Origin of the sequence: Streptomyces sp. NPDC048172, from assembly GCF_043202595.1 — a bacterium.
In the GTDB taxonomy this organism is placed as follows: Bacteria; Actinomycetota; Actinomycetes; order Streptomycetales; family Streptomycetaceae; genus Streptomyces.
The window spans coordinates 1,108,353-1,126,000 of record NZ_JBIDAT010000001.1 but is presented as its reverse complement, the minus strand read 5'-3'; the positions used below and the strand labels follow the sequence as shown (position 1 = coordinate 1,126,000).

General features: G+C 73.9%; 10 protein-coding genes. 2 read left to right on the top strand and 8 right to left on the bottom strand.

All coding sequences use genetic code 11. The annotated features are described in order from the left end of the window. Window positions 1-220: 220 nt before the first annotated feature. Window positions 221-4,060, top strand: a complete 3,840-nt coding sequence (locus tag ACGF3A_RS05135; protein ID WP_393725889.1) for a multifunctional oxoglutarate decarboxylase/oxoglutarate dehydrogenase thiamine pyrophosphate-binding subunit/dihydrolipoyllysine-residue succinyltransferase subunit — start codon at window positions 221-223, stop codon at window positions 4,058-4,060. A 62-nt stretch (window positions 4,061-4,122) separates the two neighbouring features. Here ACGF3A_RS05135 and fxsT read toward each other — a convergent pair whose 3' ends face one another. From fxsT to ACGF3A_RS05100, 7 genes are all read right to left on the bottom strand, one after another. Then, window positions 4,123-7,161 carry an FxSxx-COOH system tetratricopeptide repeat protein gene (gene fxsT / locus ACGF3A_RS05130; RefSeq protein WP_393725887.1) on the bottom strand — a complete coding sequence of 1,013 codons (3,039 nt, stop codon included), beginning with the start codon at window positions 7,159-7,161 and terminating at the stop codon, window positions 4,123-4,125. Between the two features lie 51 nt (window positions 7,162-7,212). After that, window positions 7,213-8,670 (bottom strand): aKG-HExxH-type peptide beta-hydroxylase, encoded by a 1,458-nt coding sequence (locus ACGF3A_RS05125; protein ID WP_393725885.1) that lies wholly within the window; start codon window positions 8,668-8,670, stop codon window positions 7,213-7,215. A 252-nt stretch (window positions 8,671-8,922) separates the two neighbouring features. Beyond that, window positions 8,923-9,132, bottom strand: a complete 210-nt coding sequence (locus ACGF3A_RS05120; protein ID WP_393725883.1) for a hypothetical protein — start codon at window positions 9,130-9,132, stop codon at window positions 8,923-8,925. Between the two features lie 165 nt (window positions 9,133-9,297). Then, the gene (locus ACGF3A_RS05115) at window positions 9,298-12,372 is read right to left on the bottom strand and encodes an SAV_2336 N-terminal domain-related protein (protein ID WP_393725881.1); all 3,075 of its coding nucleotides are present in this window, start codon (window positions 12,370-12,372) and stop codon (window positions 9,298-9,300) included. Between the two features lie 6 nt (window positions 12,373-12,378). Then, entirely contained in the window at window positions 12,379-13,479 is a 1,101-nt protein-coding gene (locus ACGF3A_RS05110; protein ID WP_393725879.1) for an AAA family ATPase, read from the bottom strand. Between the two features lie 17 nt (window positions 13,480-13,496). After that, window positions 13,497-15,668: a trypsin-like peptidase domain-containing protein gene (locus tag ACGF3A_RS05105; RefSeq protein ID WP_393725877.1), complete on the bottom strand. Its 2,172-nt coding sequence runs from the start codon at window positions 15,666-15,668 to the stop codon at window positions 13,497-13,499. Window positions 15,669-15,792: 124 nt separating this feature from the next. Continuing rightward, a complete protein-coding gene (locus ACGF3A_RS05100; protein ID WP_393725875.1) occupies window positions 15,793-16,170 on the bottom strand; it encodes a CU044_2847 family protein in 378 nt (125 codons plus the stop codon). A gap of 17 nt (window positions 16,171-16,187) precedes the next feature. On the opposite strand from ACGF3A_RS05100, the gene ACGF3A_RS05095 reads away from it, so the two are divergent. Continuing rightward, window positions 16,188-17,033, top strand: coding sequence for an endonuclease/exonuclease/phosphatase family protein (locus tag ACGF3A_RS05095; RefSeq protein WP_393725873.1), 846 nt, complete (start codon window positions 16,188-16,190; stop codon window positions 17,031-17,033). A 208-nt stretch (window positions 17,034-17,241) separates the two neighbouring features. Here the strand turns inward: ACGF3A_RS05095 and ACGF3A_RS05090 are convergent, their stop codons facing one another. After that, a complete protein-coding gene (locus ACGF3A_RS05090; protein WP_393725871.1) occupies window positions 17,242-17,604 on the bottom strand; it encodes a nuclear transport factor 2 family protein in 363 nt (120 codons plus the stop codon). Window positions 17,605-17,648 lie beyond the last annotated feature (44 nt).

The window sequence follows — 17,648 nt, the reverse complement described above, 5'->3', positions numbered from 1 at the left end:
TCGGGGCTGTGGACCGCGCGGACGCCGCGAAGGGGCTCCGCGGTTGCGCTTTCGCGCCGGAACCGTGGGTGATTCCCGCCAAATCCTGCGCCGAAACCGGCTCCCCGATGTGACTTACGTGACCAAGGGGTGGCCCGGACTCCACCAATCGTCCAGAGGGGCGTAGCCTTTATTTCCGCTGTCCACCATCCCAAGGAAGCGGAAGAGGGCGGTTAGCGCCGTGTCGCCACAGTCCCCCAACAGCTCATCGAGCACTCCGGCCGAACAGCAGGACGGGCAGGGCAAGGACCCTGCCGCGAAGCCTGCGTCGTTCGGTGCCAACGAGTGGCTCGTCGACGAGATCTACCAGCAGTACCTCCAGGACCCGAATTCAGTGGACCGAGCCTGGTGGGACTTCTTCGCCGACTACCGGCCGGGCGAGGAGGCCGGTGGAGCGGCGGGAACGGCGCGTGAGACCGCTGCCGCAGCCCAGGCCGCCCCCGCGCAGCCCGCGCCCGCCCCGGCGGCGCCCGCGGCGCAGCCCGCGGCCCCCGCGAAGCCCGCCCCCACCGTTCCCGCGGCGAGCGCCCCGGCGGCCCCCGAGGCCCCGGTGAAGCCCGCCGAGCCGACGAAGGCCGAGCCTGTGAAGACCGAGCCTGCGAAGGCCGCCGCTCCGACCGCCCCCCAGCCCTCCCAGAGCGAGGCCCCCGCGGGCCCGGAGCTGGTGACGCTGCGTGGCCCGTCCGCGGCCGTGGCGAAGAACATGAACGCCTCGCTGGAGCTGCCCACGGCCACGTCCGTGCGCGCGGTCCCGGTGAAGCTGCTGTTCGACAACCGCATCGTCATCAACAACCACCTCAAGCGCGCCCGCGGCGGGAAGGTCTCCTTCACGCACCTGATCGGGTACGCGATGGTGCAGGCCCTCAAGGCCATGCCGACGATGAACCACTCCTTCGCGGAGAAGGACGGCAAGCCCACCCTGGTCAAGCCCGAGCACGTGAACCTGGGCCTGGCCATCGACCTGGTGAAGCCCAACGGCGACCGCCAGCTCGTGGTCGCGGGCATCAAGAAGGCCGAGACCCTCAGCTTCTTCGAGTTCTGGCAGGCGTACGAGGACATCGTCCGCCGCGCCCGGAACAACAAGCTGACGATGGACGACTTCACCGGCGTCACCGTCTCCCTCACCAACCCCGGCGGCATCGGCACCGTGCACTCGGTCCCGCGCCTCATGCCGGGCCAGTCGGTGATCATGGGCGTCGGCGCGATGGAGTACCCGGCGGAGTTCCAGGGCACCTCGCAGGACACCCTCAACCGGCTCGGCGTCTCCAAGGTGATGACGCTGACCAGCACGTACGACCACCGGGTCATCCAGGGCGCCGCCTCCGGCGAGTTCCTGCGGATCGTCGCCAACCTGCTCCTCGGTGAGGACGGGTTCTACGACGACATCTTCAAGGCCCTCCGCATCCCGTACGAGCCCGTGCGCTGGATGAAGGACATCGACGCCTCGCACGACGACGACGTGACGAAGGCGGCGCGGGTCTTCGACCTGATCCACTCCTACCGGGTGCGCGGCCACATCATGGCCGACACCGACCCGCTGGAGTACAAGCAGCGCAAGCACCCCGACCTGGACATCACCGAGCACGGCCTCACCCTGTGGGACCTGGAGCGGGAGTTCGCGGTCGGCGGCTTCGCCGGCAAGTCCATGATGAAGCTGCGCGACATCCTCGGCGTGCTGCGCGACTCGTACTGCCGCACCACCGGCATCGAGTACATGCACATCCAGGACCCCAAGCAGCGCAAGTGGATCCAGGACCGGGTCGAGCGCGGCCACGCCAAGCCCGAGCGCGAGGAGCAGCTCCGCATCCTGCGCAGGCTGAACGCGGCGGAGGCGTTCGAGACCTTCCTGCAGACCAAGTACGTCGGCCAGAAGCGCTTCTCGCTGGAGGGCGGCGAGTCCGTCATCCCGCTGCTCGACGCGGTGATCGACGCCGCCGCCGAGTCGCGCCTGGACGAGGCCGTCATCGGCATGGCCCACCGCGGCCGGCTGAACGTGCTGGCGAACATCGTCGGCAAGCCGTACGCGCAGATCTTCCGCGAGTTCGAGGGCAACCTCGACCCGAAGTCGATGCACGGCTCCGGCGACGTGAAGTACCACCTGGGCGCCGAGGGCACCTTCACCGGCCTGGACGGCGAGCAGATCAACGTCTCGCTCACCGCCAACCCCTCGCACCTGGAGGCCGTCGACCCGGTCGTCGAGGGCGTCGCGCGCGCCAAGCAGGACATCATCGGCAAGGGCGGCACGGACTTCACGGTCCTGCCGGTCCAGCTGCACGGTGACGCGGCCTTCGCGGGCCAGGGCGTGGTCGCCGAGACGCTGAACATGTCGCAGCTGCGCGGCTACCGCTGCGGCGGCACGATCCACATCGTGATCAACAACCAGGTCGGCTTCACCGCCGCGCCGGAGTCCGCGCGCTCGTCGATGTACTCGACGGACGTGGCGCGGATGATCGAGGCCCCGATCCTGCACGTCAACGGGGACGACCCGGAGGCCGTGGTGCGCGCCGGGCGGCTCGCCTTCGAGTACCGCCAGGCGTTCAACAAGGACGTGGTCATCGACCTCATCTGCTACCGCCGCCGCGGGCACAACGAGACGGACAACCCGAAGTTCACCCAGCCGCTCATGTACGAGCTGGTGGACAAGAAGCGCTCGGTGCGCAAGCTCTACACCGAGTCGCTGATCGGGCGCGGCGACATCACCCTGGAGGAGGCGGAGCAGGCGCTCCAGGACTTCCAGGGCCAGCTGGAGAAGGTCTTCACCGAGGTCCGCGACGCCACCTCCGTCCCGGCCCCGGCCGAGGTCCCGGCCCCGCAGGCCGAGTTCCCGGTCCACGTCGACACCGGCATCAGCCAGGAGGTCGTCAAGCGGATCGCGGAGTCGCAGGTCAACATCCCCGACCGGATCGCCGTCCACCCGCGCCTGACGCCGCAGCTGCAGCGCCGCGCGCAGATGGTCGAGGACGACACGATCGACTGGGGCATGGGCGAGACCCTCGCCATCGGCTCGCTGCTGATGGAGGGCACCCCGGTCCGCCTGGCGGGCCAGGACTCGCGCCGCGGCACGTTCGGCCAGCGCCACGCGGTGCTGCTCGACCAGAACACGGGCGACGACTACACCCCGCTGCTCTACCTCTCCGACGAGCAGGCCCGTTACAACGTCTACGACTCGCTGCTGAGCGAGTACGCGGCGATGGGCTTCGAGTACGGCTACTCGCTGGCCCGTCCCGAGGCGCTGGTCATGTGGGAGGCGCAGTTCGGCGACTTCATGAACGGCGCGCAGACGGTCATCGACGAGTTCATCTCCTCGGCCGAGCAGAAGTGGAACCAGACCTCCGGTGTCACCCTGCTCCTGCCGCACGGCTACGAGGGCCAGGGCCCGGACCACTCCTCGGCCCGGATCGAGCGCTTCCTCCAGCTCTGCGCGCAGAACAGCATGACGGTCGCGATGCCGACCCTGCCGTCGAACTACTTCCACCTGCTGCGCTGGCAGGTGCACAACCCGCACCACAAGCCGCTGGTCGTCTTCACCCCGAAGTCGATGCTCCGGCTCAAGGCCGCGGCCTCGAAGACCGAGGAGTTCACGCACGGCGGCTTCCGCCCGGTCATCACGGACGACTCGGTCGACCCGGCCGCCGTCCGCAAGGTCGTCTTCTGCTCCGGCAAGGTCTACTACGACCTGGACGCGGAGCGGAAGAAGCGGGGTCTCACGGACACCGCGATCATCCGCCTGGAGCGGCTCTACCCGCTGCCCAGCGCGGAGATCCAGGCCGAGATGGCCCGGTTCAGCAACGCGGAGAAGTACCTCTGGGCCCAGGAGGAGCCCGCCAACCAGGGCGCGTGGCCGTTCATCGCGCTCAACCTGGTGGACCACCTGGACCTGATCATCGGCTCCGAGCCGGTGCCGAACGCGGACCGGCTGCGCCGGGTCTCGCGCCCGTCCTCGTCCTCGCCCGCCGTGGGCTCGGGCAAGCGGCACGCGCAGGAGCAGCAGCAGCTGCTCAACGACGTGTTCGACATCTGACCCGCACACCGTGAGAGGGCCCCGCCGGTTTTCCGGCGGGGCCCTCTCGCGTAGGCGGCTCGTCAGCCCAGGAACGGCTCGAAGTTCCAGTACGGCCGCGAGCGCTGGCGCGCCGAGAGCGTGTGGTGGTGCTGGACACCGAGCGTGGCGGTGAGCCGCTGGAGCGCGTCCTCCTCCTGCTTGTCGGCCTCCGTACGCTCGTGCAGGACCCGGAGATCGGCGGCGAGCGCGATCTGGCAGGAGAGCGTGAGCGGGTGGTCGGTCCCGAGGACACGGCGCGCACGGCGCAGCGTGTCCCTGTCGAGTTCGGCGGCCTCCTCGACGCGGCCGGTGAAGTTCCGCCCGCCCGCGGCGTTCAGGGCGCACCCCAGGGTCAGCGGGTGCTCCTCGCCGAGCACGGTCGTCAGCCCGGTCAGCGCCTGCTCGAAGAGGTTGAGCGCGCCGTCCCTGTCGCCCTCTGCCTGGAGGATGAGGCCGACGTTGGACTGCATGCCGGTGGGGATGGGGTGGGCCGTGCCGACCAGGGTGCGGTAGCCGTCCTCGGCCTCGACGATCAGGTCACGGGCCTCGGCGACATGGCCTCGGGCGCGGAGGAAGTTCCCGTAGTCGGTGATCAGGCCGAGGATCCTGTCGTCGCCCTGCGGGAAGACCCGCTCGTGCGTCCGTTTCAGGTCCTCGAAGACCACACGGATGTCCTCGGTGTCCCGGCCGGCGCGGTACTGGCACATCGTCAGGTTGTGCCGGGCCCACAGGGTCTGGGGGTGCTGCTCGCCCAGGACCTGGACGTGCAGGCGCATGCCCAGCTCCTGCCGGGCGACCGCCTCCTGATAGCGGCCCATCATGCGCAGGTCGCGGGCGCAGGCGGTGCCCGAGTGCAGCGTGGCGGAGTGCCGGGCGCGCAGCACCTGCTCGCGCTTGCGGAGGTTCTCCAGGTCGACGTCGTAGGCCTCCTGATAGCGGCCGTGGAGGCGGAGCGTGGCGCCGAGGTTGTGGCGGGCGTTGAGGGTGAACGTCTCGTCGGGGCCGAGGAGGCGGGTCGCGTCCTCGACGACCTGCCGCTGGTTGGTGAGCGCCTCGGAGTACTGGCCGAGGAAGCGCTGGGAGGCGGCGAGCCCGCTACGGGCGCCCAGCAGCGCGATCTCGTCGGGTTCCGGCGCGGCCTCCAGCATCTGGAGGCGGGCCGTGTCGAGTTCGTACGCCTCCCGGTAGCGGGAGATACCGCGCAGGATGGTGGCCTGCTGCGAGGTGAGGCCGAGCATCGGCTGCGAGTCCGGGGCCATCCGGGAGGACCAGTTGGCGCGCGCCCGCTCGGCGAGCTCGGTGCCGACGGTGTACTCACCGCTGTTGTAGCAGTAGCGCAGGCAGCTCAGGACCAGGGCTGTCGCGGCCTCGCTGCTGCTCCCCAGCACCCCTGACGGCGCCAGATGGGGCATGAGCTCGGCGTAGCGGGCCCAGTTCCGGCTGTCGGCCGGGTCGCCGGGGTCGGCGGCGGCGAGGACCTGGATCACCACGTCGCGATAGCTGTCCCGGTCCTCGTCACTGCCCGTCAGTTCGTCGACGATGCTGTGCACGACGCGGTGCATCAGCACGGACTCCTGCTGGAAGCCGGGCTCCCTGGCGGAAGTGACGGACAGGCTGCGGGAGTCGCGGGTGAGGACGGAGTAGTTGACGAGGGCGTCCAGCGCGCGGGGCCAGTCGGGCCGGTCCGAGGTGATCCAGCGCAGGTCCTCCGGGAGCCCGGCGGCGTGCATGCCGCGCACCAGGCCGATGGGGATGCGGCCGGGCGCGAAGCGCGTGCACAGCTTCAGCAACTGCACGGCGCGCGGTTCGCTCCGCCGCAGCTTGTTGATCAGCACAGAGGTGGACGTGAACATCTTGTGCGGGTAGTCGCCGGACGTCGCCTCCTGCTCCAGGGTGCTCAGCTCGCCCGAGCGGACCCGGCGCAGATACTCGGCGGCGTCCATCCGCTCCTGGCCGAGCCAGGCGGCGGCGTGTGCGAGCTGCAGCGGCAGGTCCTGGAACTCGACGGCGACCTCGTCGGCCTCACCGGCGCTCAGGTGCGGGGCACGGCGCATCAGATAGCCGGTGGACTCGTGCCGTTCGAAGACCGGCACCTCGTGGAGGTCGGCGATGTCGCGCCAGCCCCGGTTGCGTGAGGTGATCAGCACGTGGCCCGTGCCGCCCCGGGGCAGGGTCCGGGCCGCCTCCTCGGTCTCCTCCCAACCGTCGAAGATCAGCAGCCAGCGCCCGGACGGCTCGCCCTTGCGCAGCGCTTCCCGGACGGCGCGGATGCGCTCGCCGGGCTCGGAGCCGGTGCGCAGGCCCAGCTCGGTGGCGAGCTCGGCGTAGCGGTCGCGCTGAGTGCCGCGCTGGTCGGAGTTGACCCACCAGACGACGTCGTAGTCGGAGCTGAAGCGGTGCGCGTACTCGACGGCCAGCTGTGTCTTGCCGATGCCCGCCATGCCGACGAGCGCGCAGACGGAGGCGTCGTGCTCGGCGTCCATGAGCCGCTGCTGCACCTCGTTGAGCAGCTCGTCGCGGCCGGTGAAGCGGCGGTTGCGGCGCGGGACCTCGCCCCAGACCTCGGGCGGGTCGTTGGGGTAGCGGAAACCGGAGCCGACGCCCGTGACCGGGGAGGGCGAGTGGGCGAGCGAGAGGCGGCTGAGCAGGCGCCGTTCGGCCTCGTCCTCGGCGATGCCCCACAGGTCGACCGGTTCGAGGACGGAGACGGCGGGCAGCAGCGGCTTGTTGGTCAGGTTCACCGCGGCGAACTGGTCGGCGTGCTCGGCGATGAAGCCGCGCAGCGCCGCGTTCCACTCGCCCTCGCCACGCGGGCCGATCTGGAAGAACCACTCGCTGAGCACCAGCAGCACCCGGCCCCTGCCCAGCGCCAGATCGCCGAGCGCCTCCTCCAGCGGCTGCTCGCGCGCCGGGTCCCAGCGGTGCAGGCCCGCGCGGTGGCCATGGGCCTCCAGCCGGTGCGCGATCCAGGTGGCCCAGGGCCGCTGATAGCCGGCGTAGGCCACCACGAAGTACTCCGGCACCTGGCCGGAGGGTGTGGTGCCCCGTACGTTCCCGGCCTGGTTCCGCTGTGCGGCCATGCGCCCTCTCCCTCGTCGTTCTCGGCGCCTTCAGCAAATACGGCGCGAATGCTATCGAAAGTGGCGAACCGGAAGGCCGCGGCGTGCGGCCCGGCTCCCCGTCGTTCCGATTCTCCCCAGCTCCGCGTGGTGCTCCCTCATGCCTATCGTGAACTCACGTCCGGCGGGAGTCAGTTGGCCGGATCGCAGAAGCAGGTCCAGCGCCTCGGCGACCTGCGCGCGCCATTCTTCGCCGCGTGCCCTCGCGGCGCCGCGCGCGGCGGGGCTCGCGCCGGGGCGTTCCGCCAGCCGGTAGGCGAGGTCGGCGAGCCCCAGATGGGCGTACGTGCCCTGGAGCACGCCCACCAGCGGGCGCCGGTCGGGACGCCAGCCGACCCGGTGCACGGGCGCGTCGCCGGCCTCGTGCAGCGCGACGAGGTCCGTGAGGACGGCCAGCTTGCTGTGCTGCAGCTCGTGCACCAGCACCTCGGCCAGCCGCAGCGCCGTGGCCGGGTAGGTGGTGAACACGGCCCAGGGCGCGGCCCGCAGGGTCGCGCTGGCGGCGGCCCCCGGAGCCGGCTCCAGCGGCACCAACGCGCGGGTCAGCGCGGTGACTTCGGCGGCACGGTCGGGGTCGGCCGAGGCCAGCAGCGCCAGCGCGGCCTGCCAGCGGCGCCGCCACCCCTCCTCGCCCACGCCCGCGCGGTGCACGCGGCGGGAGGGCACCAGGCCGAAGGGCCCGGAATCGAGCGCGGGCAGCCGGTAGGGGTCGACGCCGTCGAGCGTGGCGCTCGTACCGGACAGCGGGGCGAGCCCGGACCAGCCGGGCGGGTCCGTGTGCCCGCCGTGGCGGCCGTGCGGGGACTTGCCGTACGGGGCCCCGGCGTACGGGGCCCTGACGTGCGGGGCCCCGGCGTACGGGGAGCTCGGTACGCGTGGCGTCATCAGCGGCAGCACCGCGCTCGTGCGGCCTTCCTCCTGCGTGAGGCGGAGGGAACGCGGTCCCGCGACGAGCCGTACGCGAGCCGCACGGGTGCGGTAGACGCCGATGCCGGGCAGGGCCAGGACGCCCTCCGGCGTGTCGAGCGTGCCCCGGTAGCCGACGCGGGCACGCAGTGCCGCCGCGGCGGCCACGGCGCCGAGTTGGGCGAGGACTCCAGAGGCCCAGGAGGCCCATGAGGCCCAGGAAGCCTCAGGGTCCCCGGAGCCGTTGCCCGGATCGCCGACGGCACCGCCCCCGGCGCCGAGCGCGGCCACGAGCCAGACGCCGACCGACGGATAGCCGAGCACCGCGCGCGCGGCGGCCGGGTCACGGCGCTCGACGTCCTCCAGAACGCGCCAGTGCCGCGCGAATTCGGCGCGCGCCGCCTCCGGCACCGCCTCGCTCTCCATCCGGCGCTGGAGCGACTTCAGCAGCACCAGGCGCCGACTGTGCAGGCCCGCGTCGAACAGCGCGCGGTCCCGCTCGTCCGGCCGGGTACGGGACAGCCGGGCGAGCGTGTCCGGATCGATCGCGAACGGACCGCGCACGGCTCACCCCCCTTCCGAACGGGGCCTGCCTGACCGGAGGCGTCCCGCGCTGTTCAGGTCTTCCTGACGGTGTTCTCCTGGGCGCCCCTGCGGGCCTGCGTCTCCGGTCGGGGCCCGGGGCGTCCCCCGGAAAGACGCGGCGATGTGGCCGGATTCGATACCCCTGCCGCCGGTCTCCGCCGCGCCGTTCCGCGTGCGGTTCGCCCGTGCGCGGCGGGAACCGGTCCGGTCCGGGTGTCACTGCGTGCCGGTTCACTTCCCCTCTGGGTCGTCCGAGCACTTCCAGGACTCGGCGAACTGCTCCGTGCGGCTCAGCGCGTGGCCGACGGCGGCGGACAGCACCGCGTCGTCCATGCGGTACAAGGTGTGCAGGTCAACACCGGTGAGATCGGGCAGCGGCGGCGCCTCCGTGGACCCGCTGCCGGCGCCTGCCGCGGACGGCTCGTCGCGCTCGTGCAGCACGCTGTTCTCCTCCCTGCCGCCCGTGGGGGGCTCCTCCCCGGCACCAGGCCAGGGGATCGTCCGTGGATGCTGACTTCTTCCCGAGCGCACCCATACGGAAACCCGTTCGGATCCCGGCGCGTGGGGTTCCGGCCGCCCGTCGGCCGCCCTTCGGCCGCCCGCCCGTTACGGGCCCGTCAGCCGCTCGTCCGTCGCCCGTACCTCGTCCTCCGGCGGCGAGACGCCCGAGGCCGTCAGCCGCCGCCACTCGTCCCGGGCCGCGCGGAAGTCGGCCCGCGCCGCGCGCTCGCGGCCCATCAGCGCGTAGAGCACGCCCCGGCCGTGCCAGGCGCGGGCGACCGTCAACGAGGGTTCGTCACCCGCGAGTTCGCTTTCGCGCAGGGCCTCGGCGTAGGCGGTGTGCGCCTGGTCGAAGTAGACGCCCGGGTTGGGGCCGCGCACCGCGGGAAAGGTGAGGCGCGCGTCGCCGAGCGCGAGCCACGCCTCGGCCCGCGCCCGCGCCGTACGGCCGCCGCGCGCGGCCTGCTCCAGCAGGTGGCAGCCCTCGTACAGGTCCGGCAGGAAGCCGTCGCGGCCCGAACGCTCCCGCTCGTCGCCGAAGCGGCGGACCAGCGCCCGCCCTATCAGCAGGTTCAGCCGCTGCGTCAGCCCCTCGTCGCCGGACGGGGTGCTGGTCAGCGCCTCGCGGAGGATGCCCTCCGCGCGGGTCGTCTCGCCCGCCTCCACGAGGAGCATCTCGCCCCATTCGGCGAGGAGTCCGCCGCGCCGGGCGCTGTCGCGGGCGGTGAGCCGCTCGGCCTCCGCGTACGCCTCGTCGGCCCGGCGCCAGTCGCCGCCGTCGCGGTGGACACGGGCGCGCTCGCGGACGCAGCGCAGCCGCAGCGCCCTGCTGTCGCCCGCCGCCTCGTACGCCCGCTCGACCGCGGCGAGCCGCTCCTGGGGCGCCGCGCGGATGAGGCGCAGCGCGGTGGCGAGGTCGAGGAGCGCGCCGCTCAGCCGCCCGTCGGCCGCTTCCGGGACCGGGCCCGCCGCCAGGCGGTCGGCGGCGGCGCGCAGCGCGTCGGCGGCCTCGGCGGCGTGGCGCTCCCGCTCGGGGCCCGCCTCGGCGAGCGCGAGCAGCACCCGGCCGTGCCGGAGGACGCGCGCCGTCTCGGCCTCCTCGGGGAGCGTGTCGCCGTCGAGGGCGCGCAGGGTCTCCTCGGCCCCGGTGAGGTGCGCGAGGTCGCCGTCGGCCCGCCACAGGTCGTAGCGCACGGCGGCGAGTTCGAGCCGCGCCTCGGCGCTGCCGCCGGGCCCCGCGGGGTCCTGGTCCAGCAGCGTGAGGGCCTGGCCCAGCAGGGCGCGGACGAGGTCGGGGCTGCGGCGGGTGCGGGACGTGCCCGCGGTGGCGCGCAGCACGCGGGCCAGCACCAGCCGCGTCCTGGCGGTGTCGGCGGAGGCCAGCGCGCCCTCCGCGACCGTACGGGCCTCGCGGAGGAGTTGCGCGTCGCCCTGCGCGTGCCACTGCTCCAGCAGGCGCTCGGCCTCCTGGGTGCGCTCGGGGGCCGTACCGGAGGGCAGGTAGAAGCGGACGACCTCGGCGGGGATCTCGGCGAACAGCTCGTCAGCGGCGGTCTCGGAGTCGTCGTCCGCGCCGTCGGTCCCCTCCGCCGCGTCGGTACGGTCGGGCGCGGCAGGCCCGGCGAGCTCGGCGTCGTCCACGGGCGGCCCGGCGCGGCCGGTCAGCCGGGCGACGGCGACCGCCGGGAAGTTGCGGGTGCCCTTGCCGAAGCGCTGGGAGACGTACCCGGACAGGTGCTTCATAACGAGCGTCGCCGCGCCCTTGTCGAGGGACTGGAGCAGCAGTTCGCGGACGCCCGGCAGGTACTGGTAGCGGGGCCCCGCCCCCTCGCGGTCCGGCATCCGCTCCAGCAGCCCGCTCAGCAGCACCTCGGCCAGCTCCATGGAGCCCGTGTCGGGCAGCATCGCCTCCTGCACGAGGTGCACGACGGGCATCAGCAGCGGGACGACGGCCAGGTGCACGGCCAGGTCCAGCGCGCCCGGCGAGGCCGTGGAGCGGAACTCGGCGAGCAGCGTGCGGGGCGGCACGGTGCCGGGCGTGGCGGCGGGCGGCGGCATGGCGGGGTGCCGGGGCCGCACCCACGCGGCGGCGCCCGGCACGGAGAGCTGTCCGCTGCCGCCCAGCAGCCGCGCCCAGTTGCCCAGCGCGCGCGGGGTCGGCAGCAGTACGGGGACGGGCAGCGCGTCGGGCGCGGCCCCGGGCCCGTACCCGTCGGGCTCGAAGGTGACGCGGCCGCGCGCGCCCCGGTCGCTGACGAGCGTGCCGGGCTCGGCGGGCAGCGCCGTACGGGGCCACAGGCGGGGCGGCAGCGGCTGGACGACGGCGAGCGGCGAGCCGCCCGTCCAGTGGTGCAGCAGCGACTGCGCGCGGCCCTCCTGCCACAGCGGCCCCACGCAGTCGCTCAGGACGAGCGTGAGGCGCCGCCCGGTGGTGTCGCGGTACTGGTCGGCGGGGCGCAGCCGGGTGGGCCCGGGGTCGGGGCCCGTGCCGATGAGCGGGGAGCCGTCCCGGGCGCGGTGCAGATAGCGCACCTGGACGTCGCGGAACGCGCCGAGCTGCTCGAAGGTCTGGCGGAGCCGGTCGAGGGTGGGCTGCCACACGGAGGTGGTGGGCGAGGCGTCCATGAGGAGCTGGATCTCGGTCACGCGCCGGTCCGTCGTCCCGAACACGGGCTGTACGGCCCCGCCGCGGGCGCTGAGATCGGCGGTGGCCTCCTCGTCGAGCGGTCCGGGGAGGGGTGGCAGCGGCGGGCGGTAGCCGTGCAACGGGCGCAGCGCGAGCTGGAGTTCCCGCAACCCGGAGAGGGCGCCCGCGACCGGGGCGCGGACCGGGAACCCGCCGCCGGCCGCACCGTGGTGGCGGCCCGAGGCGTAGAGCGAGACGGGCGAGGCGGGCGCCTCGGCGGGCGGGCGCGTCTCCCCCGGCTCCGGGGTGACGGCCGGGGGCACCGGCGGCTCGTCCGGGGACGGCCGCCCCGGGGGGCCGGGCCCGGCGGCGGGTCCGGCGGGGCTGTCCCGTGCCGAACGGCCCGTCCAGCGCGCCAGCCAGACGGCCTCGGCCACCTCCTCGGACGAGAGGTCCCAGCCCGCGGCGCGCAGGCGCGCCACCAGCTCGGCGAGGTGTCCCGTCAGACGCGCGTCCGTGCCGTCGGCGGCGCCGTCACCGGGGCGGTCTGCCATCGCCCGTCACCTCGGACGGTCCAGCGGACGCAGCAGCATCTCGGCGAGGCGCTCGCGGGTGACCCGCTCGGTGCCGGAGGCGCGCTGCGTGAGGAACAGGGCGTTGAGCAGCTGGTCGGTGGCGACGACCTGCCCCGGCTCGCGCCGCAGGAACCGCTCGACCAGCTCCTCGCCCTCGGCGAGGGCCTCCTCCCCCAGGTGGGCGGTGACCATGGCGGCGAGCTGTTCGTGCCCGGGCGGTTTGAGTTCGAGCTGGATGCAGCGGCGGAGCAGGGCCGCGGGGAAGTCCCGTTCGCCGTTGGAGGTCAGGACGATGAACGGGAAGACGGTGCAGCGCACCCTGCCGCCCCGTACGGGCACGCGGTCGCCGTCGGCGGTGAGCACCTCGGCGACCGGCTCGCGCTCGGCGATGCGCTCCAGCTCGGGGATGGTGAACTCGCCCTCCTCCAGCACGTTCAGGAGATCGCTGGGGAGGTCGATGTCGCTCTTGTCCAGCTCGTCGACGAGCAGCACGCGCGGCCGGGGCGCCTCGCCGTCCGCTGCCGGGGGCGCGGGGAGCAGCGCGGTGCCGAGGGGGCCGAGGCGCAGGTACGAGCCGATGGGCGGGCGTTCGGCCGGTGCGCTCCCGTTCCCGCTCCCGCTCCCATTCCCGCTCCCGTTCCCATTTCCGTTCCCGTTGCCGCCCGCGACCGCGCGGTCGAGCTGGACGTCCTGGAGCCTGCCGATCGCGTCGTAGTGGTAGAGCCCGTCCTTGAGCGTCGTACGGCTGACGACGGGCCAGCGCAGCACTCTGCCGAGCCCCAGCTCGTGGGCCACGGCGTGCGCGAGGGTGGACTTGCCGGTGCCGGGGTTGCCCGTGACGAGGAGCGGACGCCGCAGATAGAGCGCGGCGTTGACGGCCTCGACCTCCTCGGGCCGCGGGTGCAGGTTCTCCACCAGACGCCGCTGGGCGCCCAGCCTGCGCGCCGCGTCGGCACTCTCCGCCTGGTCCTCTTCCTCCCCGGGCTCCCGCGCCCCCGCGAAGTCCCGCCAGGGCGGCGGTCCCGGCAGCTCCGACACTCCCTCGTGCGGAACGCCCGCGCCGCGGTAGATGCGCCAGTCGCTCATGATCTGCTCCTCCTTCATCAGGCAGATGGCCGGTGGATGAGCGGGGGCTCGCGCAGCGGCCCGTCCCGTGGGGGCCGGTGGGGCGGATCGTAGAGCAGGACGATGTGCCGTGCCCAGGCCGTTCCGGGGTCGGTCGCCTCCTCGTCCGCGTTGCCGTTCCGGAGGGTACGTATGCGTTCGGGGAGGTGTTCGGCCGCGCGAGCCTCGCTCAGCATCGCATCGGCGCGCTCGTGGAAGTCGGTGCAGTCCGCGTGCCCGCCGTCGGTGTGTCGCCACAGCGCGACGGCGTGACCAGCGGTGAGCGCGGCGGCCATGGCGCGCTGCCCGGGACCGCCGCCGGTGCGGGAGCAGTAGACGGGGACGGCCCCGGCGGGGGCCGCCAGCAGGCGTCCGTACGCGGCCTGTCCACCCTCGGGGGACGGCGCGTCGTGGCCGTGCTCGGGCACCTCGCGGCGCAGCGGTACGGCGTGCAGGGGGCCCTCCGCTACGCCCGCGGCCCGCGCCCGCCACTCGGGGGTGGGCCCCTGGTCCTTGCGCATCCGGTCGCGGACGACGACCAGGCGGCGCTGGCCCAGCGGCAGGGTGTGCGGGTTGAACGGGTCGACGGGGTCGTACGGCCGGGCGCGCCAGCGGTCGACGGGCAGGTCGAACAGCGGCCGGGGCAGCATGAATTCGACGGCGGCCACGTGCTCGTCCACGTCGCACTGGTCGAGCGCGATGGACAGGGCCTCGCGTATCTCCTCCTCCAGCCGCTCGCGCGGCACCTCCTCGCGGCTCTGCGCGACGGGGGACAGCGTCTGCTCGTCGCCGGTGCCGCGCTGCAGGAGGACGCGCCAGGTGTGGCCGCCCGCGCCGTAGAGGTCGAGGTCGATCTCGACGCGCACGTCGGCGCGGGTCGCGGCGCGGTCGGCCGGGGCCGGGCCGCGGCCGTCGAGGATGTCGGGGACGCGGGCGCGGATCACGTCGTTCGCGAGCGTGACGGCCGTCGTCTCGATCCAGGCGCGGAGGTGGGTGAGCGTGTCCGCGCAGGCGGAGGTGCCGGGCGCGCCGGGGACGCCGGGTGCGCCGGGTCTGCCGGATGCGCCGGGTCTGCCGGGGCGGGCGAGCGCGGCGTGGATCATCGCCGCGTACAGCACCACGGCCTCCAGGGCGAGGTCGCGGGCCGGGCCGTCCTCGGGCGTACGGCCGTCGCGCGGGTCGTAGAGCAGCCCCGCCCCCTCGCGCCAGCTCCGGGGGTCCTGGTCGCGCAGGGTGTAGGAGGACTGGAGCACGAGGTCCCGCGCCTCGGCGGCGAGTCCGAGGACCTGGCCCGCTCCGGACGGGGGCTCCAGCTCGGCGAAGAGCGCGTAGAGCTGGGCGCGGCGCTCGGCGGTGAAGCCGTGCGCGGGCTCGCCCGAGGCGGCGCCGAGGCGGGCGTGCAGGCGGGGCCAGCTGGCGCCGAAGCCGTGGTAGCGCCGCAGGTGGTGACGGTCGTGCGCGGAGAGCACCTCGTGCAGGACGGCGCTGCCCGCCGGGCCCGCGTCGCACAGCCGCCGTAACCCGGTGACGGGCGTGGCGATCGCGGGGCCTGGACCGCGCCCCTTGGCCTTGCTGACGGCGATGACGGCGCCGCGCCGCACATCGACCACCGGGCCGCCGGAGCACCCCTCGACCAGCTGGCTGCCGCTGAGGATCACGGGCGAGTCGGAGCCGCCGCCCGCCGAGCCGCCCGTCGCGGTGCCCAGGCCCGGGAAGTAGAGCGGCTCGTCCTTCACCGCGCCCGGGATCCAGCCGTACAGCCCCACCTCGGCGGGGCCGAACACCGAACGGTCGCTCAGCCAGAGGCAGTCGGGGTCGGTGGCCTCCGGCACCCGGACCAGCGCCAGGTCGGGCAGCCGCCAGGGGGAGGACGGGCGCGGAGCCTCGGGGTCCTCGGGCGCGGGCAGGCCGAACGCCAGCTCACCGGTGAGTACCTCGGCCTTGTCGGGGTTCCCGATCATGATGCCGATGGCCCGCTCCCCCCTCCACACGCCCGCACCGCCCTTGTCGACGACATGGGCACAGGTGAGCACCCACCCGGGGGCGACGAAGAAGCCGCTGCCCCAGAACGCCGGCCCCCGTCCGCTCAGTCGGTCATACCCGCCGCCCGGCGCGCCGATGCGCACGACAGCGGGACGGACGGCGCTTTCGAGGCCGATGGGGGCGTTCACGGGACACGGGACGCGCACGGGGGCACACCGGACCGCACGGTCCCGCCGGACGCGGCACACCCGGCTCGTCGCTGCCGCACAGACACCCCCATGTACGCCCCTCTCCGTCACCGGCCCCAGCAGGCTAGTCCTCAGGTGTGACGGGTGGGAGGGGTTGTGCCCCGGGACGCCAGGTCAGGGTCACGGTGACGGACGCCTTGGCCTCCCCGTCGGCGATCACCGCGGCGAGCGCCCTGCCCGGGCGGACGGCCAGCTCGACGCCGAACGTCGCGCTCACCTCGTCGGGCCCCGCCGCGCGCGCCGCCTCGACCACGGCGGAGCCGACGCCGCTGATCACCTCGTTGAGCTGCTGGGCCCGCGCGAGGAGCTGGTCGCGGGTGCCGACGTCGTCGAACGCGAACTCGTCCAGGTCGTCCGGCACTTCGTCGTCGTCCAGCACATGCACGCGCGCCAGCACGGTCTCGCCGCCGGGCAGCGTGATCTCCCGAATCTCCCGTTCCACGCGGAGACACTGTACGGATGCGGGTGATGACATGGAACGTGTGGTGGAGGTTCGGTCCGTGGCGGGAGCGGCGGGAGGCGCTGCTGACGGTGCTGAGCCAACTGCGCCCGGACGCCGTGGGGTTGCAGGAGGTATGGGAGGAGCGCGGCGGCGAGAACCTGGCCGGGTGGCTCGCGGACGAGCTGGGGATGCACTGGACGTGGGAGCCGTCGCCGGAGCCGGAGGGGTGGCAACGGCGCGTGGGCGACGACTCGTCGGCGATCGGCAACGCCGTGCTCAGCAGGTGGCCCGTGGCCGAACGGGCGGCGACTACGCTCCCCTCGGACCGGAACGACGGACGGCTCGCCCTCTACGCGCTGCTGGACCGGCCCGGCGCCCGGGTGCCGTTCTTCACCACTCACCTCACCTCGGCGCCCGACGCGTCGGGGGTCCGCTGCGAGCAGGTGCGCGCGCTGGTCCCGTTCCTGGACCGCTGCCGTACGGCGTCGCCGTACCCGACGGACTTCCCGGTGGTGCTCACCGGTGACCACAACGCCTGGCCGGACTCCGACGAGATGCGCCTCCTCGGCGGCTACCGGACCGCGCCCGTGGTGCCGGGCCGGGTGCTGCTGGACGCCTGGGAGTACGCGGAACCCGGCGCCCCCGCGGCGACCTGGGACCCCTCGAACCCGTACGTCGGGCCCGACCCGGCCGTGCGCGTCGACCATGTGCACGTCGGACCGCCGGGGCCCGGCGGGCTCGGCCATGTGCGCGCAGTGCGCCGCGCGGGGCACGGTCCGGTCGGGGGCGTATGGCCCTCCGACCACGCGGCGGTGCTGGCCGATCTGGCGGACGGGGACGAGGACGACGAGCGGGAGGAGTGACGAGCGGGAGGAGTAGAGGAACGGAAGGAGTAGGGGAAGCCGTCGACGGGGAGGACCCGTACGCGTGGGACGCGACTGCCCCGTGACAGCCGCGTCCCCGCACTCCCCCGTTCCCCGTTTCCCCCGTACCGTCCGTCCCCCGCGAGCGGACGGCTGCTCTCCTCCTCGCCGCGCTGGAACCGCCCCCCGCGCGGCTCCGGCACAGCGCTCAGAAGGGCGCCTTGTCGAGGAATCCGTGGATCGCGGTGATCCGCCCGTCCTCCGCGAGGACGGCCACGTCGGTCCCGGCGAGCACCGCCTCCCCGTCCTTGGGGCCGAGGCCCCAGGTGAAGCGGGCGAGGGCGTGGTGCGCGTCCACCTCGCCGGTGAGGCTCAGGACGAAGTCCGGGTACTGCCGCTGCGTCACCGCGATCATCGCGTCGATCGCGTCGATTCCCTCCGCCACCGACAGGGGATGGACGTAGAGCGCGTCGCCCGCCCACAGCTCGCCGAGTGCCCTGCGGCGCGCGACGGGGTCGTGCTCGTTCCACGTCGCCACATAGCGCTCGACGAGTTCGCGCACGTCGCGCACGGTCCGCCCCTTCCCCTCCCGTCGGCGGAACCATCGTCTCCGGA

What these genes read in the sequence shown, in the direction of transcription:
- fxsT (WP_393725887.1), bottom strand. Translation starts at nt 7,161, where the DNA reads ATGGCCGCACAGCGGAACCAGGCCGGGAACGTACGGGGCACCACACCC.
- ACGF3A_RS05115 (WP_393725881.1), bottom strand. Translation starts at nt 12,372, where the DNA reads ATGGCAGACCGCCCCGGTGACGGCGCCGCCGACGGCACGGACGCGCGT.
- ACGF3A_RS05110 (WP_393725879.1), bottom strand. Translation starts at nt 13,479, where the DNA reads ATGAGCGACTGGCGCATCTACCGCGGCGCGGGCGTTCCGCACGAGGGA.
- ACGF3A_RS05095 (WP_393725873.1), top strand. Translation starts at nt 16,188, where the DNA reads ATGCGGGTGATGACATGGAACGTGTGGTGGAGGTTCGGTCCGTGGCGG.